Source organism: Corallococcus silvisoli (assembly GCF_009909145.1).
GTDB classification, from domain to species: Bacteria; Myxococcota; Myxococcia; order Myxococcales; family Myxococcaceae; genus Corallococcus; species Corallococcus silvisoli.
Map to the genome: position 1 here is coordinate 529220 of NZ_JAAAPJ010000005.1, position 20967 is coordinate 550186.

20 protein-coding genes are annotated in these 20967 nt (G+C 71.2%); 15 read left to right on the top strand and 5 right to left on the bottom strand.

Annotated elements, in window-relative coordinates:
- The first annotated feature begins 69 nt into the window (after positions 1-69).
- Genes GTY96_RS11160 through GTY96_RS11190 form a run of 7 tightly spaced genes read left to right on the top strand, consistent with a single transcriptional unit; the run spans position 70 to position 8706 of the window.
- Entirely contained in the window at positions 70-2241 is a 2172-nt protein-coding gene (locus GTY96_RS11160; protein WP_201755973.1) for a chemotaxis protein CheA, read from the top strand.
- Positions 2238-2726: a chemotaxis protein CheW gene (locus GTY96_RS11165; RefSeq protein ID WP_143901169.1), complete on the top strand. Its 489-nt coding sequence runs from the start codon at positions 2238-2240 to the stop codon at positions 2724-2726. Before GTY96_RS11160 ends, GTY96_RS11165 begins: the two co-directional genes overlap by 4 nt.
- Positions 2726-4828: a methyl-accepting chemotaxis protein gene (locus GTY96_RS11170; protein ID WP_143901171.1), complete on the top strand. Its 2103-nt coding sequence runs from the start codon at positions 2726-2728 to the stop codon at positions 4826-4828. Before GTY96_RS11165 ends, GTY96_RS11170 begins: the two co-directional genes overlap by 1 nt.
- A gap of 30 nt (positions 4829-4858) precedes the next feature.
- Positions 4859-6382, top strand: coding sequence for an ABC1 kinase family protein (locus GTY96_RS11175; protein ID WP_161664677.1), 1524 nt, complete (start codon positions 4859-4861; stop codon positions 6380-6382).
- A 22-nt stretch (positions 6383-6404) separates the two neighbouring features.
- Positions 6405-6743 carry an antibiotic biosynthesis monooxygenase family protein gene (locus tag GTY96_RS11180; RefSeq protein ID WP_143901175.1) on the top strand — a complete coding sequence of 113 codons (339 nt, stop codon included), beginning with the start codon at positions 6405-6407 and terminating at the stop codon, positions 6741-6743.
- An 11-nt stretch (positions 6744-6754) separates the two neighbouring features.
- The gene (gene cheB, locus GTY96_RS11185; RefSeq protein ID WP_143901177.1) at positions 6755-7819 is read left to right on the top strand and encodes a chemotaxis-specific protein-glutamate methyltransferase CheB; all 1065 of its coding nucleotides are present in this window, start codon (positions 6755-6757) and stop codon (positions 7817-7819) included.
- 2 nt (positions 7820-7821) lie between these two features.
- Positions 7822-8706: a CheR family methyltransferase gene (locus GTY96_RS11190; protein ID WP_143901179.1), complete on the top strand. Its 885-nt coding sequence runs from the start codon at positions 7822-7824 to the stop codon at positions 8704-8706.
- On the opposite strand, the gene GTY96_RS11195 is transcribed toward GTY96_RS11190, so the two are convergent.
- Entirely contained in the window at positions 8696-9616 is a 921-nt protein-coding gene (locus GTY96_RS11195; protein WP_143901181.1) for a diacylglycerol/lipid kinase family protein, read from the bottom strand. The genes GTY96_RS11190 and GTY96_RS11195 overlap by 11 nt on opposite strands.
- Before the next feature lie 156 nt (positions 9617-9772).
- On the opposite strand from GTY96_RS11195, the gene GTY96_RS38550 reads away from it, so the two are divergent.
- From GTY96_RS38550 to GTY96_RS11210, 3 genes are read left to right on the top strand one after another with little or no spacing between them, the layout of a single operon-like run.
- Positions 9773-10450 carry a Fic family protein gene (locus tag GTY96_RS38550; protein WP_143901183.1) on the top strand — a complete coding sequence of 226 codons (678 nt, stop codon included), beginning with the start codon at positions 9773-9775 and terminating at the stop codon, positions 10448-10450.
- Complete coding sequence (locus GTY96_RS11205; protein WP_143901185.1) at positions 10447-11112, top strand: hypothetical protein; 666 nt, start codon at positions 10447-10449, stop codon at positions 11110-11112. The genes GTY96_RS38550 and GTY96_RS11205 overlap by 4 nt, the downstream gene beginning before the upstream one ends.
- Complete coding sequence (locus tag GTY96_RS11210; RefSeq protein WP_161664678.1) at positions 11109-11810, top strand: hypothetical protein; 702 nt, start codon at positions 11109-11111, stop codon at positions 11808-11810. Before GTY96_RS11205 ends, GTY96_RS11210 begins: the two co-directional genes overlap by 4 nt.
- A 12-nt stretch (positions 11811-11822) precedes the next feature.
- On the opposite strand, the gene GTY96_RS11215 is transcribed toward GTY96_RS11210, so the two are convergent.
- Together GTY96_RS11215 and GTY96_RS11220 are read right to left on the bottom strand one after the other, a co-directional pair.
- The gene (locus GTY96_RS11215; RefSeq protein WP_161664679.1) at positions 11823-12497 is read right to left on the bottom strand and encodes an Hsp20/alpha crystallin family protein; all 675 of its coding nucleotides are present in this window, start codon (positions 12495-12497) and stop codon (positions 11823-11825) included.
- 169 nt (positions 12498-12666) lie between these two features.
- Positions 12667-13554, bottom strand: coding sequence for a PhzF family phenazine biosynthesis protein (locus GTY96_RS11220; RefSeq protein WP_143901191.1), 888 nt, complete (start codon positions 13552-13554; stop codon positions 12667-12669).
- 144 nt (positions 13555-13698) lie between these two features.
- On the opposite strand from GTY96_RS11220, the gene GTY96_RS11225 reads away from it, so the two are divergent.
- Entirely contained in the window at positions 13699-14478 is a 780-nt protein-coding gene (locus GTY96_RS11225; protein ID WP_161664680.1) for a DUF481 domain-containing protein, read from the top strand.
- A gap of 25 nt (positions 14479-14503) precedes the next feature.
- On the opposite strand, the gene GTY96_RS11230 is transcribed toward GTY96_RS11225, so the two are convergent.
- Positions 14504-15187: an ArsR/SmtB family transcription factor gene (locus GTY96_RS11230; protein ID WP_161664681.1), complete on the bottom strand. Its 684-nt coding sequence runs from the start codon at positions 15185-15187 to the stop codon at positions 14504-14506.
- Positions 15188-15249: 62 nt separating this feature from the next.
- On the opposite strand from GTY96_RS11230, the gene GTY96_RS11235 reads away from it, so the two are divergent.
- From GTY96_RS11235 to GTY96_RS11245, 3 genes are all read left to right on the top strand, one after another.
- Positions 15250-16383 carry a cytochrome P450 gene (locus GTY96_RS11235; protein ID WP_161664682.1) on the top strand — a complete coding sequence of 378 codons (1134 nt, stop codon included), beginning with the start codon at positions 15250-15252 and terminating at the stop codon, positions 16381-16383.
- On the top strand, positions 16383-16727 hold the full coding sequence (locus GTY96_RS11240) for an antibiotic biosynthesis monooxygenase family protein (RefSeq protein WP_161664683.1): 345 nt from the start codon (positions 16383-16385) through the stop codon (positions 16725-16727). The genes GTY96_RS11235 and GTY96_RS11240 overlap by 1 nt, the downstream gene beginning before the upstream one ends.
- Before the next feature lie 165 nt (positions 16728-16892).
- Positions 16893-17246 (top strand): hypothetical protein, encoded by a 354-nt coding sequence (locus GTY96_RS11245; protein WP_235685523.1) that lies wholly within the window; start codon positions 16893-16895, stop codon positions 17244-17246.
- 20 nt (positions 17247-17266) lie between these two features.
- Here GTY96_RS11245 and GTY96_RS11250 read toward each other — a convergent pair whose 3' ends face one another.
- A complete protein-coding gene (locus GTY96_RS11250; RefSeq protein WP_143901200.1) occupies positions 17267-19951 on the bottom strand; it encodes a M1 family metallopeptidase in 2685 nt (894 codons plus the stop codon).
- Between the two features lie 103 nt (positions 19952-20054).
- Here GTY96_RS11250 and GTY96_RS11255 point away from each other — a divergent pair, with 103 nt between their 5' ends.
- Positions 20055-20945 (top strand): hypothetical protein, encoded by an 891-nt coding sequence (locus GTY96_RS11255; protein ID WP_161664685.1) that lies wholly within the window; start codon positions 20055-20057, stop codon positions 20943-20945.
- Positions 20946-20967: the final 22 nt, after the last annotated feature.

Consider the following 20967-nt stretch of genomic DNA (forward strand, 5'->3'; position numbering starts at 1 on the left):
GCAGCGCCGGCATACTCCATCTCAAAGACAGACATGGCGCGCGAGCGTTCGCGCGGGGACGCGCCGCCCGTGGCTGAGACTCCGGGCTGGGATGAGGTGATGCGGGAGTTCCTGGTCGAGTCCCGCGAGCACGTGCAGGGCATCGAGGCGACGGTGCTGGAGCTGGAGGCGCAGCCGGGTTCGCAGGCGCTGCTGGCGCAGCTCTTCCGCAGCCTCCACACGGTCAAGGGCACCTGCGGCTTCCTGGGCTTCTCCCGCCTGGAGGCGCTGATGCACGCCGCGGAGGAGCTGCTCGGGCTGGCGCGCGACAGGCGCCTCACGCTGGACCGGGAGCGCGTCTCCACGCTGCTGGCCATCGCGGACGCGGCGCGAGGGGCGCTGGAGCACATCGAGGCGACGGGGCTGGAGCCCGCGGTGGACCACTCCGCGCTGTTCGCCCGGATGGCGGGCGCGACGGCGGCGTCCGCGCCCCTGGCGGCCTCCGAGCCCCTGACGCCACCGGGCACCCTGCCCTGGCGCGGCGCGGCCACCGGCATGGACTCCAAGCTGCGCGTGGACGTGGCGCTGCTGGACCGGCTGATGAACCTGATGGGCGAGCTGGTGCTGGCGCGCAACCGCATCCTCCAGTGCGCCACGTCCCCCGCGCCGGGCGCGGAGCTGGTCACCGCGTCGCAGCGGCTGGACGTCGTGACGACCCAGGTCCAGCAGGTGGTGATGAAGACGCGGCTGCAGCCCGTGGGGCAGGTGTGGAACCGCTTCCCCCGGCTCGTGCGCGAGCTGGCGAACGGGTGCGGCAAGCAGGTGCGGCTCCAGTTGCAGGGCGCGGACACGGAGCTGGACAAGACGCTGGTGGAGGCGCTGCATGATCCGCTCACCCACCTGCTGCGCAACGCCGTGGACCACGGCGTGGAGACGCCCGAGCAGCGCCGCGAGCGCGGCAAGCCGCCCGTGGGGTGCGTGACGCTGCGGGCGTCGCACGAGGGCGGGCTCGTGCACCTGGGGATGTCCGACGACGGCGCGGGCATCGACGTGCAGCGCGTGCGTCAGGTCGCGGTGCAGCGGGGCCTGTTGACGGCGGAGCAGGCCGCGCGGCTGCCGGACGCGGACGCGCTGATGCTCATCTTCATGCCCGGCTTCAGCACCGCCGAGCGCGTGACGTCGCTGTCCGGCCGGGGGGTGGGCATGGACGTGGTGCGCACGCAGGTGGAGCGCATTGGCGGCACCGTGGAGGTGCACAGCCGGCCCGGCCAGGGCACGACGTTCACCCTGAAGATCCCCCTCACGCTGGCCATCATCCCCGCGCTGCTCGTCACCTGCCGGGGGGACCGGTACGCGCTGCCACAGGCCAGCCTCCGCGAGGTGGTGTGGTTGGAGCCGGAGCAGGCCCGGCGCGACGTCACCCGCATCCAGGGCGCGTGCGTGCTCCGGCTCCGGGGGGAGCTGATGCCGTTGGTCGTCCTCGCCTCGGAGCTGGGCGTGGGGCCCGCCATGCCGGACCTGGAAGAAGGCGTCACCGTCGTCGTGTTGCAGGCCGGGGAGCACTCCTTCGGGCTGTGGGTGGACGCCATCCACGACACCGAGGAGATCGTCGTCAAGCCGCTGTGGAAGCACCTGAAGGGGCTGGCCTGCTACGCGGGCGCGACGGTGCTGGGCGACGGGCGCGTGGCGCTCATCCTGGACGCGATGGGGCTGGGACGCCGCGCGGGCACCCTCGACGAGACGCAGGCCCAGGTCGTCATCCCCGAGCCCGTCCCGGAGGTGGCGCCGCGGCCCGAGGCGCCGCGCGAGCGGGTGCTCCTGTGCCGCACCGGCGAGGAGGGCCGCGTGGCCATCCCGCTGTCGCGCGTGGCGCGGCTGGAGGAGCTGCCCGCCTCGGACGTGGAGCGCTTGAGCGGAGGCATGGAGATGGCGCGCTACCACGGCCAGCTCCTCCCGCTGGTGCGCGTGGCCTCCGTGCTGGCGTCTCGACAGGGCGCGACGGAGACGCTCACCCAGGCGCTCCAGGCCGCGGCGGGCGCGTCCCTGTCCGTCGTCGTCACCTCTCACGCGGAGACGCGCGTGGGGCTGGTGGTGGACGCCATCCTCGACATCGCGGAGGTGGACTTCGCGCTCCAGCGCGAGACGCGGCGCCCGGGAGTGCTGGGCTCCATGGTGGTGCAGAGCCGGGCCACCGAATTCCTGGACGTGGAGGGCACCGTGCGCGCCGTGCACCCGGAGCTGCTGACGGGCGGTACGCCATGAGCGACCCGCGCCAGCTCTGCTCGTTCCTGGTGGGCGAGCACCTGTTCGGCCTGGACATCGAGCGGGTGCAGGAGATCCTCCTGCCGCCCCCGCTCACGCGCGTCCCTGGCGCCCCGCCGGAGGTGGCGGGCCTGCTCAACCTGCGCGGGCAGATCGTCCCCGCCATCGACCTGCGCCGCCGCCTGGACCTGCCGGAGGCCACGGCCCCCGCGGACGCGCCCCACGTGGTGCTTCGCGGTGACGACGGCGCGGTGAGCCTGCGCGTGGATGCCATTGGCGACATCCTCCCCTTCGTCGACGCGAAGCTGGCCCCGGTGCCAGACAACCTGCGCGGGCCCCTGCGCTCGCTGCTGTTGGGCGTCCACGCGCTTCCAGACCGGCTGTTGTTGGTGTTGTCCGCGGACGCGGTGGTGGACGGGCTGTCGCCCGCGTCCAACCCCGCCGCATCCCCTTCCCTTTCCGCGCTTCCCCAGGAGCCCCACTGATGGCCCGCACCTCCGCGCCCACCGAGAAGACCAGCCTCTTCCACCGCCTGGGGGGCAAGGCCGCCCTGACGGCCGCCGTGCAGAAGCTCTACGCGCGCGTGATGACGGACACCCAGCTCACGCCCTACTTCCACCGCACGGACCTGGTCCCGCTGCAGCGCCAGATGGTCACCTACCTCACGCAGCTGCTGGGCGGGCCCGCGCTCTATCACGGCCGGTCGATGCGTGACGTGCACGCGAGGATGGACCTTCAGCCCCAGCACTTCGAGCGCGTCGCCGAACACCTGGCCCACGTCCTGGACGACCTGGACGTGCCGGGCCCCCTCGCCCAGGAGGTCCTGGCGGCGGTGGGCGCGCTGCGGGACGACATCGTGAGCCCGTCCGCGCCCAAGTCCTCCTCCCCTCCCGCGACGCCTCAGGCTCCGGCGCGCTCGCCCCGGACCGCGGGACGGCGGATCGCCAAGGGCCCCTCCCGCGCGCCGCGCTCCTCCCGCCGCCGCGCGTCCATGTCCCTGGGGAGCGGCCTGGGCGAAGCGCTGCTGGACGCGGCGCGGGTCAACCTCTTCGTGCTGGACATGGACCTGGGCATCGTCTTCGCGAACGCGTCCGCCATGGAGGCCATCGAGCGCATCGAAGAGAGCGATGCGTTCCCAAGCCATGGCGCGGACGAAGCGGGCGGCGACTTCCTCTCCCGCTTCGAACACCAGCTGCGGCGCGAGGAGGGCCGGCTGAACACGCCGTCGGCGCTGCCTCACGAGGCCGCCTTCTCCGTGGGCGCGCTCCAGCTCAAGGCCCGCGTGGACGGCATCCTGGACAAGGCGGGCGCGCTCACCGGCTACGTGGTGAACTGGACGGACGTCACGGAGAAGCAGCGCACGGACACGGAGATGGCGCGCCTGCGGGCCATGCTGGAGAACGCGCCCACGTGCGTGATGGTGGCGGACGTGGACCTGAGGATCGTCTACCTGAACCCGGCATCGCGCCGGTTGTTGCAGCGGGTGGAGAAGCACCTGCCGGTGACGGCGGACCGGGTGATCGGCTCGACCATCGACGTCTTCCACCGGGACGCGGCGTACCAGCGGAAGATCCTGGCCAACGACAAGAACCTGCCGGTGCGCGCGAACATCCCCATCGGGCCGGAGATCGCGGACCTGCTGGTGACGGCGGTGTACGACGGCCAGGGCCGCTACCTGGGGCCCATGGTGACCTGGGAGCTCATCACCGAGAAGCTCGCCGTGCAGCAGCGGGAGAAGGAGCTGGACACCACCCTGCGCGGCATCTTCCAGGAGGTGACGCAGCACTCGCAGACGCTCGCGGCGTCGTCCCAGGAGCTGTCCAGCGTCAGCCAGCAGATGGTGAGCAACGCGCAGGAGACCGCGGCGCAGGCCACCCAGGTGTCCGCGGGCGCCGAGCAGGTCAGCCGCAACGTGCAGCGCGTCGCGTCCGGCATGGAGGAGGTCAACGCGAACATCCGGGAGGTGGCGCGCAACGCGAGCACCGCGGCCCGGGTGGCGTCCTCCGCCGTCAAGCTGGCGGACGGCACGTCCGTCGTCGTGGGCAAGCTGGGGACGAGCAGCCAGGAGATCGGCAAGGTCATCAAGGTCATCACCTCCATCGCGCAGCAGACCAACCTGCTGGCGCTCAACGCGACCATCGAGGCGGCGCGCGCGGGCGAGGCGGGTCGGGGCTTCGCGGTGGTGGCCAACGAGGTGAAGGAGCTGGCGCGCGAGACGGCCCGGGCCACGGAGGACATCGGGCTGAAGATTGGCAGCATCCAGGGGGACACCGAGGAGGTGGTCAACGCCATCCTGGAGATTGGCGCCACCATCGGCCGGATCAACGAGTTGCAGACCTCCATCGCGTCGTCCGTGGAGGAGCAGACGGCCACCGCGGGGGAGATCCTCCGCAACGTGGGAGAGGCGGCCAAGGGCAGCCAGCAGATCTCCGAGAACATGGCCGCCGTGGCGGAGGCCGCGCGCAGCACCACCGAGGGCGCGGGCAGCACGCAGCGCTCGGCGGTGGAGCTGGCCCACATGGCGCAGTCACTGCAACGGCTGGTCATCCAGGTGGACACCACGGACAAGCAGAACCGGTCGAAGTAGCGCGCGGTCAGGACTCGGGAGCCACGGCGCGTGAGAACCGGACTGATGCGATGGTGGGAGCTGGGCCGCGTCGCCCAGGCCTCCAAACGCCTGCGGCGCGCGTCCCGCCCCCAGGACGTGGAGCCCGCGCGGCACGAGCTCGCCGAGCGATTGCTCGGGCTGCGCGGGCTGCCCCAGAAGGTGGGGCAGGTGCTCACGCTCTCCGAGCTGGGCACGGACACCCCGGGGTTCGGTTCGCTCGCGGAGGCGCCCTCCCCGCTCGCGCCCGAGGCCGCGCTGGAGGAGATCTCCCGCCGGCTGGGCAGGCCGTGGCGGGAGGTGTTCGCGACACTGGAGGGCGTGGGCATCACCGCGTCGCTGGGGCAGGTGCACCGGGGCGTGCTGCGGGGCGGGCGTGCCGTGGCGGTGAAGCTGCGGCACCCGGGCATCGTGGACGCCGTGCGGGATGATCTGCGCGCGCTGGGGTGGCTGGCGGCGCCGCTGGGCGGCTGGCGCGGGAAGCTGGACCTGTCCGCCTACCGTCGCGAGCTGGCGGAGATGCTCCAGCGCGAGCTGGACTACCACCTTGAGGCCCAGGCCCTGCGGGACGCGAACGCGCGCCTGTCGGAGGTGCCGGGCGTCACCTCCCCGGTGCCGGTGGACGCGCTCGTGCGCGAAGACCTGCTAGTGATGAGCTGGGTGGAAGGCCAGCCGCTGGCGGAGGCCCGGCGCTGGAGCGACGCGGACCGCCGCGCGCTGGCCACGACGCTGGTGCGGCTGTTCCTCCACGGCTGCTTCACGTGGGGCGTGCTGCACGCGGATCCACACCCGGGCAACTACCGCGTGTCACGAGGCCCGGACGGACGGCCCGTGCTGGGGGTGCTCGACTTCGGCTGCGTGAAGCCGATTCAACCCGAGCTGCCCCTGGGGCTGGGCCGGTTGATCGCGCTCCTCCGGGGACCCGCGCCGGAGGCCGACCATTTGCTATCCGCGTGGGTCACGCTGGGCTTCGCGCCAGAGCTGCTGGAGCCCATGGCGGAGGCGCTGCCCGCCATCAGCCAGGTGCTCCTGGAGCCCTTCCTCCAGGACCGCCCCTTCGAGGTCAGGAGCTGGCGGTTGGGGGCGCGGATCTCCGAAGCCCTGGGGCCCCACCGGTGGAACTTCCGAGCGGCAGGTTCCGCCTCGCACCTCTACGTCCTGCGCGCGTTCCATGGGCTGGTGCGCCACCTGGAGGTGCTGGACGCGCCGCTCGCCTGGGGCCCCCTGCTGGACGAGGCGCGCGCCCCCTCGCTGCCGCCTCCGCTTCCACCGCCCGCTTCGCACCTCGAGGGGGCGGCCAGGTACCTGCGGGTGCGGGTGACGCAAGGGTGCCTCACGCGCGTGGCGCTGACCTTCCGCGCGGATGTGACGGCGCACCTGGAAGAGCTGTTGCCGGACGACCTGGCGCGAAGGCTCGCGGCGCGGGGCCTGGATCCAGCGGCCATCGGCGCGGCGGCGGTGGCCTCGGGGCTGCGGCCTTCGGAGCTGTTCCACCTGGACGAGGGCGACCGGCAAGTCCGGGTCTGGCTCGAGTGAACGACGGACAAGGAGGTGGCGGATGGTCACCATCGGCATGAACTACGAAGTGCGAGAGGGCAAGGCGGAGGCCTTCGAGCGGAAGTTCGCGCTCGTGTTGGAGGCCATGCGAGCGCTGCCCGAGCACGCCAGGACGGAGCTGTTCCGGAGCGTGGAGGCTCCGGGCCGCTATCTCATCGTCTCCGAGTGGCACACCCGCGAGGGCTTCGACGCCTTCGTCACCTCGGAGGCCTTCCACCGGGTGACGGACTGGGGCGCCAGCGCCATCCTCGCGAGCCGGCCCCGGCACGAGGTGTACGGCAACGCGGCCTCCAGTTCCCCCGCCGGGGGCCGCTGCCCGGTCGCGCACGCGGCCCGGTGAAGAGGGGGCCCATGAACGCCATCCGGGTCCTGGTGGTGGACGACGCGGCCGTGGTGCGGCGGCAGGTGTCCCTGCTGCTGGACGCGGATCCGGGCCTGGAGGTCGTCGCCACCGCGCCCAACGGCCGCATCGCGCTGACGAAGGTGGAGCAGTTCCAGCCGGACGTGGTGCTGCTGGACCTGGAGATGCCGGACCTGGACGGGCTGGAGACGCTCAAGCTGCTGCGACAGCGCGCGCCAGAGCTGCCGGTGGTGATGTTCAGCGCGCTCACCGAACGCGCGGGCGTCCTCACCCTGGAGGCGCTCGCGCTGGGGGCGCGTGACTACGTGACGAAGCCCACCTCCGCCGGGGGCCTGCACGTCACCGTGGAGGCGGTGCGGGAAGAGCTGGTGCGCAAGCTCAAGGCGCTCCATGTGCGCGCGTCCCCCGCGCCCCCCGCGCAGGCCTCCGTCCCACGCGCGCCCCGGGCCCGCGCACACGCGCCCTCGCGCGTGGAGGCCATCGTCATCGGCGCGTCCACCGGGGGCCCCGGCGCGCTGGTGCGCGTGGTGTCCGCGCTGCCCGCGGATCTGCCGGTGCCGGTGCTCATCGTGCAGCACATGCCGCCCCTCTTCACCCGGCTGCTCGCGGAGCGCCTGGAGGCCGCGAGCTCGCTGCGCGTGCGCGAGGCGGTGTCCGGAGCGTTCGTCCAGCCCGGCGCGGTGTGGGTCGCGCCGGGGGACTTCCACCTGGCCGTCCGCCGGGATGCGGCGGGAGTGCGGCTGCACACGCATCAGGGGCCCGCGGAGAACGCCTGCCGGCCGGCGGTGGACCTGCTCTTCCGCTCCGCGGCGGACGTGTACGGCCCGGGCGTGCTGGCGGTGGTGCTCACCGGCATGGGGCAGGACGGCCTGCGCGGATGCCGCCGGGTGAGCGAGTCGGGCGGTCAGGTGGTGGTGCAGGACCAGGCCAGCTGCGTCATCGGCAGCATGCCGGGCGTGGTGGAGCAGGCGGGGCTCGCGGACGCCGTGGTGCCGCTGGACACCCTGGCCACGGAGTTGGTGCGGCGCGTGGAAGCACGCGGAAAGAGGACGTAGTCATGCCCCTGCTTCCCGAGGACTTCTCCTACCTGCGCCAGCGCGTGCTGCGAAGGTCCGGGTTGGTGCTGGAGTCCGACACGCACGCGCTGGTGGAGACGCGGCTCACGCCGCTCATGCGCGAGGAGCGACTCCCCGACATCACCACCCTGGTGGCGCGGCTGCGCTCGCAGCCCGAGGGCAGCGCGCTCCACCAGCGGCTGGCCGAGGCCCTGGCCAACCACGAGACGGCCTTCTTCCGGGACGCGCCGGTGTTCGACGCCCTGCGCTCCACGGTGCTGCCCGCCCTGCTGGCCCGGCGCGGCCGGACGCGGACGCTGCGCATCTGGTGCGCGGCGTGCGCCTACGGGCAGGAGCCCTACAGCGTGGCGATGACGCTGGCGGAGGCGGGGCTGCTCATCACCGGCTGGACGGTGCGCATCCTCGCGACCGACTTCTCCCTCCGCGCCCTCAGCCGCGCCAGCGAGGCCCGCTATGAAGCCCAGGAGCTCCACCGCGGCGTGACGCCCGTCCTGCGCCAGCGCTACTTCCACCAGGAGCGCGACGGGTGGCGGCTGAACGAACAGGTGCGCAAGCCGGTGGAGTTCCGCCCGCTCAACCTGATGGAGGACTTCCCACTGGAGGCGCCCGTGGACCTCGTGCTGCTTCGCAACGTGATGATCTACTGGGACGTACCCACGCGGCGCGCGGTGCTCGCCCGCGTGCGGCGGATGCTGCACGCCGACGGCTACCTGGTGCTGGGCGCCGCGGAGGCCGCGCCCCTGGTGGAGGACGGCTTCACGCGGCACCTCATCGGGCAGACGAGCTGGTACCGCCCCGCGCCCCTCTCCACCGGCGCGCCCGTGGAGCACGGCTCGCGCACGCCCCACTCCAACGCTACACCTTGAGGCGGATGGCCCCCGGCAGCAGCGTCATGGTGCAGGGCAGCCGGCCCGGAGTCTCCCCGTCCACGTCCAGGAACACGTCGCCCGTCTCGGACTCCGCGTGGAGCGTGCGGCAGCGCAGGCGGCGCGTGCCCTTCCAGTTGACGTGGTCGCCGTTGTAGACGCCCTTCGACTTGAGGACGAAGTCGGACAGGCCGTAGTTGGACCAGAGGGTGACGTCGAAGAGCCCGTCGTGCGTGAGCGCGTCCGGCGCGACGAACATCCCGCTGCCGAAGTAGCGCCCGTTGGCCACGGCCACCGCGGTGACGCTCACCGTCTCCGGCGCACCGCCATCCACCGTGAGGCGCACCTGCTGCTCGGTGTACTTCATCAGGCCCTTCACGGTGCCCCACATGAAGCTCAGGTTGCCGCCCAGCGCCTTGCTGCCCTGATTCACCTCGCGGGCCACCACCGCGCTCACGCCAAACGACGCGATGTTGGCGAAGAAGCGCGTCGCTGGGTTGCCGTCGTTGTCGATGAACTCCAGCCGCCCCACGTCGAAGGGCTCCGTCTTCTCCGTGCGCAGCCGCTCCAGCGCGGACGTCAGCTCCAGGTCCCACCCGAACGTGCGGCGGAAGTCGCCCCCCGTGCCCCGGGGCAGCAGCCCCAGCGTGGCTTGCGGGTTGATGACCTGCCCGTCGCGGAAGAAGCCGTTGGTGACCTCGTTGAGGGTGCCGTCGCCGCCCACCGCGACGATGCACTCGTAGCCGTCCTCGATGGCCTGCCGCGCCAGACGCGCCGCATCCATGCCGCCGCTGGTGAAGCCATGCCCGAACTCACCGAGCACCCGGCCCACCTGCGCGGAGATCTCCACCCATCGCTTCCCCGTCTGCCCGTTGGCGCTGCGCGGGTTGACCACGAGGAACGTCTTCATTCAGTGCCATCTCCCTGCTGCGAGAACGGCTTGTTTACGCAATTGTGAGCCGGGGCTCCACTCCATGACCCACCAGAGGCCTCAAGGGCCCGGGGTGTTTGTCACCCGGGGCTGCTCGTGATGGGCTGTCCCCTCGTCGTTTTCCCTGGATCCCGAGTGAAAGCCCCGTCCCCGACCGAGCAGCTCGCGCCCCACCGGGAGGCCACGCGAGGCCTGGACTGGGACCTGCCGGCGCTGCGCGCGGACCTGGCGGCGGCGTCGCGGCAGCCCTTCCACGAGACGCGCGCCCAGGAGGACTTCCTGCACCGCCATGACGCACCCGCCCATGATTCCCAGGGGGTGGCGCGAACGGAGCGCTTCGAGCGGGCCCTGCACCGGGTCCGGCGGTGGGCGGACGCGGGGGAGCCCCTGACGTTCGCCCGGATGGCGGAGGCCCAGGCGGAGGCGCTGGGCGGGCCCACGGGCTTTCGCACCGGGGACGCGTTCGCGCATGGAGGCGCGCACCGCTACGCGCACACACCGGGCCTGGAGGCGGACTTCCGCGCGAAGGTGGAGGCGGACGCTCGGGAGCCCCGCCATCCGGTGGCGCATGCCACGCGGTTGTACCTGGACCTGTGTTTCTTCCATCCCTTCCCGGACGGCAACGCCCGGGCGGCGCGGCTGTGGCTGGAGTTCATGCTGCGGCGGGGCCGGCTGCCCACCCCGCCGCTGGCCCCCGTGGTGCTCTGGCCCAAGCGGCCGGGAGACGCCGTGGGCTACACCCGGATGGCGAGGTTGCTGGCGCGGAGCATCGCGGGGCCGGACGCCCCGTGTCGCAACGAGGTGCACGGATGAACCCTGAGGATTCGTTGAACTCGTGGCGACAAATCCGCGCGAGCCTGGCCGCCTATGATCCGGTGGCGCTGGCCTCCCGGCTGCGAGAGGTCCTGGCCCCGTTGAAGGCCGGTGACTTCTCGAAGCCTGCGCTCCAGCCGCGCATCGAGGAGGTGAAGCAGCTGCTCTGGAGCGAGCTGGGCCCCTGGTACAACCTGAGCGGCCTCTCCCTGGGAAACGCGAGCCTGGGGGGCTACTGCTGGTGTCACTCGTTCTTCAATCAGGCGCCCGTGCCCACCCGGGACGTGGATGAGAACATCGAGCTCATGCTGGAGGCGCTGGAGCGGATTCAAGAGTATCTGGATGCATTGGACGCCGTGTTCGAAGCCACGCGGGGTGAGCTGGCGGCGGCCGCTGGCAACGCGAAGCGCCGGGCGAGGGCGCTCGCGGACGGACTGGTTGAGACAGTGGAGGTCACCGCCAGGATGACCGGCTGCGAGGATGCCTGGTATCGGATCGCGGAGCGGGCACTGTGGTGGTGCGTCACGGCGCTGGACCTGTATGTAAAGCCGGCCGCGGAGAAGCTGATGAACACGTGCTTCGTATTCGGGTCCTGGGTGGCGCCGTCCGAAGACGCGCTCAGGTCCGCGGCGGCGAGGGTGGCTGCGTCGGTGGCGCCGTGAGCAAGACGGCCCTGGGCTCCTGGCAGCGCATTCGCGACAGCCTGGACGGCTACGAGCCGGAGAAGCTGATCCGGTTGCTGCGTGAATACCTGACGCCCCAGGTCCCGCCGGGGACGCGCAAGCTGACGGATGCGCAGCACGACGCGATGGCGAAACACATCCAGCGGCTGCTCGAACAGAACCTGGGTCCCTGGTACACGGAGACGGGCGTCGTCCTGGGCAATGAGAGCATCGGTGGCTACTGCTGGTGTCACCGGTTCTTCAGACAGAAGCCCACGCCGAACATGAGCGTTGAATACAACATCCAGCTCATGATCGACGCGCTGGAGCGCTCGCGGGAATGGCTGTTCAAGCTGGACGCCCGGTTTGAAGCGCTCCGGCACGACCTGCCCTCGGCGCCTGATGACACGGACATCCGGATGCTCGCGTTGGCGGACGGACTGGTCTCGACGCTGGACATCACCATCCAGGCCACGGCCTGCGAGGAGGCCTGGTATGGCTTCGCGGACCGGGCCCTGGGGTGGATGTTCGACGCGCTGGGGCTCCGGCCGGGCTATCAGGCCGGCAAGCTGATGAACAAGCTGTTCGCCTTCGAGTCCTGGCACGCGCCGCCCCTGGAGGAGCTGCGGGACTCGGCGGAGAAGGTGGCGGCGGCCGTCGTGGAGGACGAAGGCCGTCGTCACACCCACAAGCGCTGAAGCGCCCGTGGCTCAGTGGACCGGCTTCTTCTGCGTCGGGCGTGAGCCCCCTTTCACCTCGATGCGCCTTCCTTCGGACCTGGCCTGGGGAAGCTTCAGCGACACCTCCAGCACGCCGTTCTCGAAGTGCGCCTGGGCCGTCTCCGTCTCGATGCCTTCCGGGAGGGGGATGGCCCGGCGGAACGAACCGGAGCCGCGCTCCATGCTCCAGATGCCGTCTTCCTCCCCTTCCTGCTCGAAGGCGCGCTCGCCTTCGAGCACGAGCAGGTCCTCCAGCACCTCGACGCGGATGTCCTCCTGCTTCATGCCCGGCAGGTCCGCCCGAATCAGCAGGTTCCCGTCCCGCTCCAGCACGTCCACCTGCGGCGACCACAAGCCGCCCTCCGGGGCGCCACGCCCCCGCAAGCCCAGGGCGCCACCCGCGAAGTCCGTGAAGAGCTGATCCATGTCCTCCATCATCCGGCTCATCAGGCCAAACGGGCTCAGGGAGAGGACGTCACGCAACGGCGCAGGGGAATAGGACTCGCGGCGCGTGATGCCGGCCCCCTGCTTCGGCTCCTGTGCCTGGGGAGAGGACCTGGGCGCGCCGGCTTGCCTGGGACCGGACGCGCCTTCCTGGGCATTCTTCACCGCGGGCGAGGCGGGGGATGACCCGCGCGCCCCCGGGTTCGTGTTGTCGGCTGCCATGACATCCTTTCCCCGATGAGCCCGGCCACCGCGCAGCACCGGCGAAGCAAGCAGGGACGTGATTGTCCCAGCCCAAAGCTTGCGGCGCACGGGGAGGCCATCAAGAGCCGGGCACGGCAGCCTCGTGGCAGCCCGTCAGGCCTCCGCTGTCTGTCATTGGCGGCCAGCGCTACGCGAGGAGGGTCGCGTCCATCACCGTGAGCGCCACCCCGCCGACACGGGCGCGCTCGATGTGGCCGGGACGGCCCGTCACCTGGATGTCGATGCGGCCCGGCTTGCCGAGCGTGTCTCCCTGTTCGATGCGGCTGTGAACCGTACCTCCCTGCGCTGGCAGGCGGAGGCTCCCGTGCTCGACGAGGTAGGCTGCCAGCGGCCCCGCGGCGGAGCCCGTCACGGGATCCTCGAGGACGCCAAAGCCTGGAACGAAGTAGCGCGCCTGCGCCACGCTGCCCTCCTCCTTCGCCTCGCGGGTGAAGAGGTAGACGCCGCGAACCCCATGAGGCATCAGCAGCGTGTTCAACACCGCGCCCCGGGGCGTCAGGGCCTCCAGGTCCGCGAGCCGCTTCATGGGCACCATCAACCGGTGGCCCTGGCGGATGACCGGCAGCGCCGGGTCCACCTGCTCGGCCGTGCCCCCTACGGCGGCCATCAGCGGGTCCATCGCCACGGGGTTCGGCTGCACGGGCGGCTGGGGGGTGACGATCCACACCCGCGTCTCCCGCGCGCCCCGGGGCTCCAGCTCGATGTCGAACGAACCCGCGGGGCACTCCAGCGTGTACACACCCGGGCTTCGCAGCAGGCCCTTCTCCGCGAGCAGGTGGAAGGTGGCCACGGTGGCGTGGCCGCAGAAGGCGATCTCATCCATGGGCGTGAAGTAGCGCAGGCGCACCGTGGGGTCGCCCGGGCGGGACAAGACAAAGGCGGTCTCCGACGCACCGACCGCCGCGGCGGTGCGCTGCATCGTGGGGACGTCCAACGCCGCGCCGTCGAGCACGACGCCCGCGCGGTTTCCGGCACCGGCGGTGCGGGTGAAGGCATCGATGATGTGGACCTGCATGGGCGGGCTCCGGGTGGCTGAAGGGGCGCGAAACGGCGCAGGCATGCTCCCCTCCCCCGCCGCCGTCAAGCGCCGACCCGGCACTCCATCGCCCATGCAGAACAGGGTTGAACCGGCCCCCTTGAACAGGCACAGCGGAGGGGCATGAAACAACTGAAGACAGGTGGGTGGGGGCTGGTGCTGGGGGTGCTGCTCCATGCGAGCGCCGCCTCGGCACAGATCGTCAATGTCCAGGCGCTCTTCGACGAGAAGGCGGAGCTGGGGCCCGCCGCGTCCATCGAGCTGGGCGGCGACTGGCGCACGGGCAGCACGCGGCTCTTCACCGTGCGGGGCTCGCTGGTGGGCCAACTGCGCTCGGAGCGGAACGTGTGGCTGGGCATCATCCGCGGGGAGTACTCGTTCGCCAGTGGCGAGCGCATCGTGAGCCAGGTCCTGGAACACGTCCGCTACCGCCGGAAGCTCAGCGACAGCGTGTCCGGTGAGGTCTTCGCCCAGCACGAATACAACGAGTTCCGCCGGCTCCAGTTCCGGGCGCTGCTGGGCGCCGGGCCCCGCGTCGTGCTGTTCAACGAGGACGCCACGGGGCTCACCTTCGGCGTCGCGCTGATGGTCGAACACGAGCGGCTGCGCAAGGACGGCGAGGCGGACGCGGGCGACCGCTACACGGATCCACGCGTGTCCAGCTACCTGCTGGGCCGGCTGAAGTTGATGGAGAACATCCAGCTGGTGGAGACGGTCTATTTCCAACCGCGCGTCACGCGCCCCTCCGACCTGCGCGTGCTCAACGAGACGCTGTTCGCGGTGACGCCCAACCCCCGGGTCACGGTGGGCATTGGCTTCAACCTCACCTACGACAGCGCGCCCCCCGCGACGGTGCCGCCCCTGGACACGCAGCTGCGCACCACCGTGGGGGTGAAGCTCTAGAAGTGCCTCGGCGTCGCGGGTCCGCTCATGGCGAACCGAAGTAACGCCGCAGTCCTCGCTGTCCCGTGGGCGTGACGGTGAGGCCCCGGGAGTCGGGCTGACGTTCAACCCATCCCAGCGCGAACACCCGCGAGGCGAGCGCGGCCCCCAGCGCCCCGGCGAGGTGGTCGCGCCGCTCGCTCCAATCGAGACACCGGTGGGCGAACTGGCGACGCTGTTCGCGCAGCGGGGCCACCTCGATGCCGAAGGCCGTGAACCAGCCCTCTCCCGTGTCCGTCAGGGCGAAGGCCCTGCGCCGGAGGGACAGGTGCCCGGCCCGCAGGAGCGCGTCGGTGATGTCCATCCCCAGCCTGCCCGCCAGATGGTCGTAGCAGTAGCGCGCGGCCCGCAGGGGCTCCGGTGTCGCGGAGGCCCGAGGCCCCCGGACCGCCACCGCCATCATCGCTTCCACCATTCGCGCCACGGTGGGTGTGGCGATCCGGAACACCTTGTTGCGGCCCTGGCGCGTGGAGCGAAGCAGCCGGGCCCCCTCCAGCCGCTGGAGGTGCGCGGTCGCCGTCGCCGGACTGACGCCGGTGCCGAACGCGAGTTCCTTCGCGACGAGCGCGCGCCCCTCCATGAGCAGCTCCAGCATCCGGATCCGCGTGGCGTCGCCCACCGCGCTGGCGAGCGTCGCGAGGTCCGGCCCTGCATTCATCGTTCGCTCCATGACGAACCCTTTCCTAGCACCGAGGCCGGAAGAACGACGAGAGTCTCCGCGAGCGAGGCCCCATGAGACCGCCCACCGACCCGTATCTGGCCGTCACCCATCCCGACCCCTACCCGTTCTACGCGGGGCTTCGTGCCAGGGGAGGACTGCACCGCATCGAAGGGTTCGACCCGTGGATCGCGGCGGACGGAGCCACGGTCCGGGCCGTGCTCACCAGCGAGCACTGCCGGGTGCGGCCTCTGGCGGAGCCCATCCCCCCGCACCTGGGCGGCACCGCCGCGGGCGCGCTCTTTGGACGCCTGGTGCGCATGAATGACGGAGGGCCGTTCCCCACCGTGAAGCGGGCCCTGGCGAGCTCGCTGGAAGAGATGATGTCGGCGCTGGAAGCAGAGAGCCGCCGCTGGTCCGCCCGGCTCTTCGCGGAGCCCTCCATCGCGCTCCTTCCAACCCGGGCGCTCCAGCTGCCTGTCTTCGTGCTCGGCACGCTGCTGGGCCTTCCAGAGGACGGGCTGGACGCGTGCGTGCAGGACGTGGAGGCCTATGTTCGCTCGGTCGTCCATTCCCAGGCGGTCAGCGAGGGGGCGGCGAGCGCCGCGCGGCTGACCGGGCGCGTGGAGGACTGCGCCCAAGCGAGGCCAGCGCTGCTGAGCCGCTTCTCCGCGCGAATGCAGGAGGGCGGTGCGCCAGCCGAGCTGCGCACACCCAACGCGGTGGGACTGCTCACTCAAGCCTATGAGGCCACGGCGGGGCTCCTGGGCGCGTCGCTGCTCGCCATTGCCAGGATGCCGTCGCTGCGGACGCAGCTCGCACGCCGTGAATGCACCATGGAGGATGTGGTGCGGGAGGCGGCCCGGCACGAATCCCCCGTCCAGAACACCCGGCGCTTCGTCCACTCGCGGGTGTCCGTCGCGGGCCAGGAGCTGGAAGCAGGTGCGACCGTGGTCGTCGTGCTCGCGGCGGCGAATCGCGATCCCCAGGAGAATCCCCGGCCCGACGACTTCCTGCCCCGGCGCGTGGACCGCCGGACCTTCACCTTCGGCCTGGGTACCCACGCCTGTCCAGGCCAGCGGCTGGCGGAGACCATGGCCGTCGCGGCGGCGGAACAGGTGCTCGCGAGCGGCCTGGACCTGTCTCCCCTGTCGGGCCCCGTCACCTGGCGCGCATCCACCAACACCCGCATCCTGAGAGGACCGTGATGATCGCTGTCATTTTCGAGGCCTGGGCTCACGAGGATCACCATCAGCGGTACCTGGACCTGGCCGCGGCCCTGCGCCCCCTGCTGGCAGGCATCGATGGCTTCATCTCCATCGAGCGCTTCCAGAGCCTCAGCGAGCCCGGCAAGCTGCTGTCGCTGTCCTACTGGCGCGACGAGGCGGCGGTGGCGGAGTGGCGGCGGCTGGAAGCCCACCGTGAAGCACAGCGCGAGGGCCGGGAGGGGGTGTTCAACGACTACCGGCTGCGCGTGGCGCACGTGCTGAGGGACTACGGATTGAAGGACCGGGCGGCCGTGCCCGCCGACAGCCGCACCGCGCACGACTGAGACGGCGACCGCACCGCGTCCGTCTCCCTGGCCCTCCGTCCATCGGGCCGCGTGCGCGGCCGCCTCTCCGGTCGCGTGCGGGCAACGACTCCCCACCTTCTCCAGGGGGTGCACTGCACGATGAGACACGAGCGTTGGAGAGGAGTCGGGGGACTGGCGGCCCTGTTGCTTGGGCTCCCCGTGCTGGGTCAGAGCGGAGGCATCCCCGCGGGAGCGCCCCAATTCTCCTGCTTCGAGGCGGCCCGGGCGGGCGGCGCGGTGACGGACACCCTCGCGGCCCAGCTCTGCCAGGGCGCCCGCTCCGACTCGCCAGCCCGGTGCTTCCAGCGCGTCCAGGCGGGAGGCTTCCTGTCGGATCCTCAAGCGCTCCAGCTCTGCCAGTACGCCACGCCCGAGGACGATCCCGCCTCCTGCTTCTTGAAGGCGAGAACATCCTCGTTCGCGGATGAGACCCAGCTCTTGCAGCTCTGCCGACCGCCCATCGCGGAGATGCTGCAACTGTGCCCCTACGGCCCCTGAACCGCGCCCACTGGCTTCATTCAGTGGGTGCGGAGGAAGTCCCGGATGCTCGACAGGTGGAGCTTCTGGGATTCGGCGCACAACTGGATGGACTCCAGGGCCCGGGCCAGGGCGCGTGGACCGCCTTCGATCTTCTCCACGCGGGGCTTGAGGAACGCCTCCACCTGGGCCCGCTGCGTCTCATCACAGAGATTTCCCAGACGGCCAATCAGCCCGCCCATCTCGTCCGAGCGCAGTCGCTGCGCCAGCTCATCGAAGTGCGCCTGATAGAAGCTCAAGGCCCGCGACTGCGACTCCGGGATGACCAGCGCCATCTTGAGGATGATCTCGGAGTCCCTGACGTCGAAGTCCGACCCCATGACGAGCGCCAGCGCCCGCTCCACCAGCTCCGGGGCGCGGAAGAAGGCCAGGGCCGTCAACAGCCGCGTGCGCTCGTTGCGGTCCTGTTCCTTCTTCGCGGCCGCCAGCAGCGCGTCGAACAACGCCGCGTCCCCGTGCGCCGCCGCCCAGGGCAACGCATTCGACAGCGCCTCGGGATCCACTGACTTGCGGTCCGCCAGCCACGCACGGACCAGCGGCGCGGCCTCCTTCGCCAGCTTGGGATCATCGCCGAGCCCCGCCGCCAGCGCGAGCAAAAGCGAGCGCGACTGCGTCATCGCGTCATCGTCTCCGGCCTTGGGCATCCAGCCGAGTGCGCGCGCGCGCGGCGCATAGAGCGACGCCACCCAGGCCCGGAAGCGCTGCCGCTCCTCCACCGTGAGCTGATCCTCACGCACCCGGTGAAGCAACGCGGCGCCCCCCTGCACCACCAGGCGATCCGCCGACCGGGCGGTGGCGGGCACCGCGCTCAAGGCCTGCCCCAGCGGCAGGATCCCCCGAGTCACCGCCGCGTCCACGTCCGCCCAGAGCGCCACCTGCTCCCCCACCGTGAAGGCGGTGGCCGGCGTCGAGAGCAGCTTCGTCAATTGCTCCCGCGTGTAGCCGCCCCGGTAGTAGCCCGTGCCGCCCGCGTTGAGCAGCACCCACGCCGGGCACTGCTTCAAAGGCAGGGACACCTCCGCCGTCCGCCCCTCCATCATCGAGCACACGCGGGACGACTGCGCGCCGGTTCCCGCGCGAAGGCACACAGGCACGAGCCATTCCTGCTGGGAGCTCGCCTGCGACCCCACCGGCAGGTAGCGCTCCTGCGACAGCTTCACCGTCGGCGTGCCTCCCTTGGGGCATGACACCTGCGCGGACACGCTCGCCGCGCCGCCCTGCTCGATGAAACCGCCAAAGGACCGCGCCACCTCCGGTCCCGCCGCCTGGGACAGGTCCGCGAGGAAGTCCTCCATCGTCGCGACGCCCCAGGCGTGCTTGCGGACATACCCGCGCAGCGCCTCGCGGAAGCGCTCCGGACCCAGCCACGCCTCGAACATGGCGATGACGGACGAGCCCTTGTCATACGTCGTCCCGTTGTCGAAGGAGCCGACGATGTCGCTGTTGCTCGTCACCGGCTTGCGCACCGGCAGCGCGGCCTCCAGCGCGTCCGACTCCAGCGCGTTGCGGGTCGCGGACATGGCGCGCTCCTGCTGGAAGTTCCAGGAAGGCTCCAGCCGGTCCACCGTCTGCCGGTCCAGCCACGCGGTGAAGGACTCGTTCAGCCAGATGTCGTTCCACCACGCGCAGGTGACGACGTCGCCGAACCAATAGTGGCCCAGCTCATGGTTGGCGATGACGGCGTAGGACTTGCGCCGGGCCAGCGTCTCCTCGCCAGGCGGGATGAGCGTGAGCGGCTGTCCGAGCGCGACGATGCCCGGGTGCTCCATGGTGCCCCAGTAGCGGGGCACCACCGCCACATCCAGCTTCTCGTACGGATAGGTCTGATCGAAGAAGTCCTCCAGGCCCTTCACGATGCGCGGCGTGATGCTCGCGGCGTACCGCGTCTCCGCGCCCCGGCCCTTCGGCACGACGAAGCGCAGCGGCACGCTCGCGCGCCCCACCGTGCCGGCCTCCACCACGTCGAACGGCCCCACCATGAAGGCCACGAGGTAGCTGGGCATGGGCTTGCTCTCCGCGAACGTGACCCGCTCCAGCCCGTCCGTCAGCGGCTCGCGAGACACGACGGGATGGTTGGCCACCGCCACGTGCCCCGCCTTCACCGTGAAGCGCAGGCGCCACGGCACCTTGAAGGTCGGCTCGTCGAAGCACGGGAACGCGCGGCGCGCGTCGATGGGCTCGAAGAACGTGTAGAGGTAGGGCTCGCCCCCTTCCGCCTGGCCGTAGATGCCCTGGCTGCGCTCGCGGTCCACCTTGCCGGTGAAGTCGATCACGAGCCGCGCCCGGCCCGCCGGCAACGCCTCCGGCAACAGCAAGCCCAGGCGCCCCTCGTCCGCTGTCACCGGCTTCGCCTCCAAGGTGCGGTCGCCCACCACGACCCGGGCTCGCGTCACCTCCAGGTCCTGCGCGTGCAGCCACACCTGGCGCACCGGCTCACGGACCTCCACGTCGATGGTGACGCTGCCCGGATAGGTGTCCTCCGAAGGCACCAGCTTCAGATCCAACGCGTAGTGCACGGGCCGCACGGTGTCCGGCAGACGCAGCGCGGGGGGAAGGGCCTCCGGCCACGCGACGGCGGGAGGCGCGGAGGCGGACGGCGCGGCCTCCGGTGCGTGGGCACAGCGGACGGTCAAAGCCAACAGGACGAGCAGAGGGAGCAGACGCATGGGGGCCCCAGCTTAGACCGGCGCGCGCTCGCCCACCGGGATGCTTTCACCGTCGGGAGCCGCTACCTTCCCGCTCTGCTTTTCCGCACAAGCCGAGGAAAACATGATGCATCACGGTCGCCGTCTTCCCTCCCTCGTCGTGTCCCTGCTCCTGATGACGGGCTTCGCGTTGCCTGCCAGCGCGGACACGTACCAGACCTACACAACGCCCACGGTCAATGGCTTTCAGATTGGCACGGTGCAACCCAACTCCCCGACAGGCAATTACAGCACCCCCACGGACACCGCCCGCCGCTTCTGCACGGACCAGGGCCACAGCGGGGCGCGGTCCTTCACCACCGCCATCCGGGGCTCCGCGTATACGTACATCATCGGCACGGGCGGCGTGGGCGTGTGGAACACGACGGGCAACGCGAACGTGACGATGATTGAATCCGTCACCTGCTTCACGTCCATGACGGAGGTCACGTACACGGCGCCGACAGTGGATGGCTATCCGGTGGGCACTGTCCAGCCGCTCTATCCCACGGGCAACCTCAGCACGGCCGCGGACACCGCCCGCCGCTTCTGCACGGACCTGGGGCACGCCGGCGCGCTGCGCTTCACCAGCACGGTCCGTGAGTCCGCGTATTCGTACGTCGCCGGGACGGGCGGTGTGGGCCCCTGGAGCAAGTCTGGCAACTCAAACGCGACGATGCTGGAGTCCATCACCTGCTTCCATTCAGCGGAGGTCGCGTACGAGACGCCCAAGGTGAATGGCTTTCAGATCGGCACGGTCCAGCCGAACTTCCCCACGGCCAACCTCAGCACGCCCGCGGACACCGCCCGCCGCTTCTGCCAGGACCAGGGGCACGCCGGCGCGCTGAGCTTCACCACCGCCATCCGGGGCTCCGCGTATACCTACATCATCGGCACGGGCGGCGTGGGCCCCTGGAACACGACGGGCAATGGGAACGTGACGATGATCGAATCCATCCTCTGCATCACGTACTAGCCGGACGTCCGGGCCGGGAGGG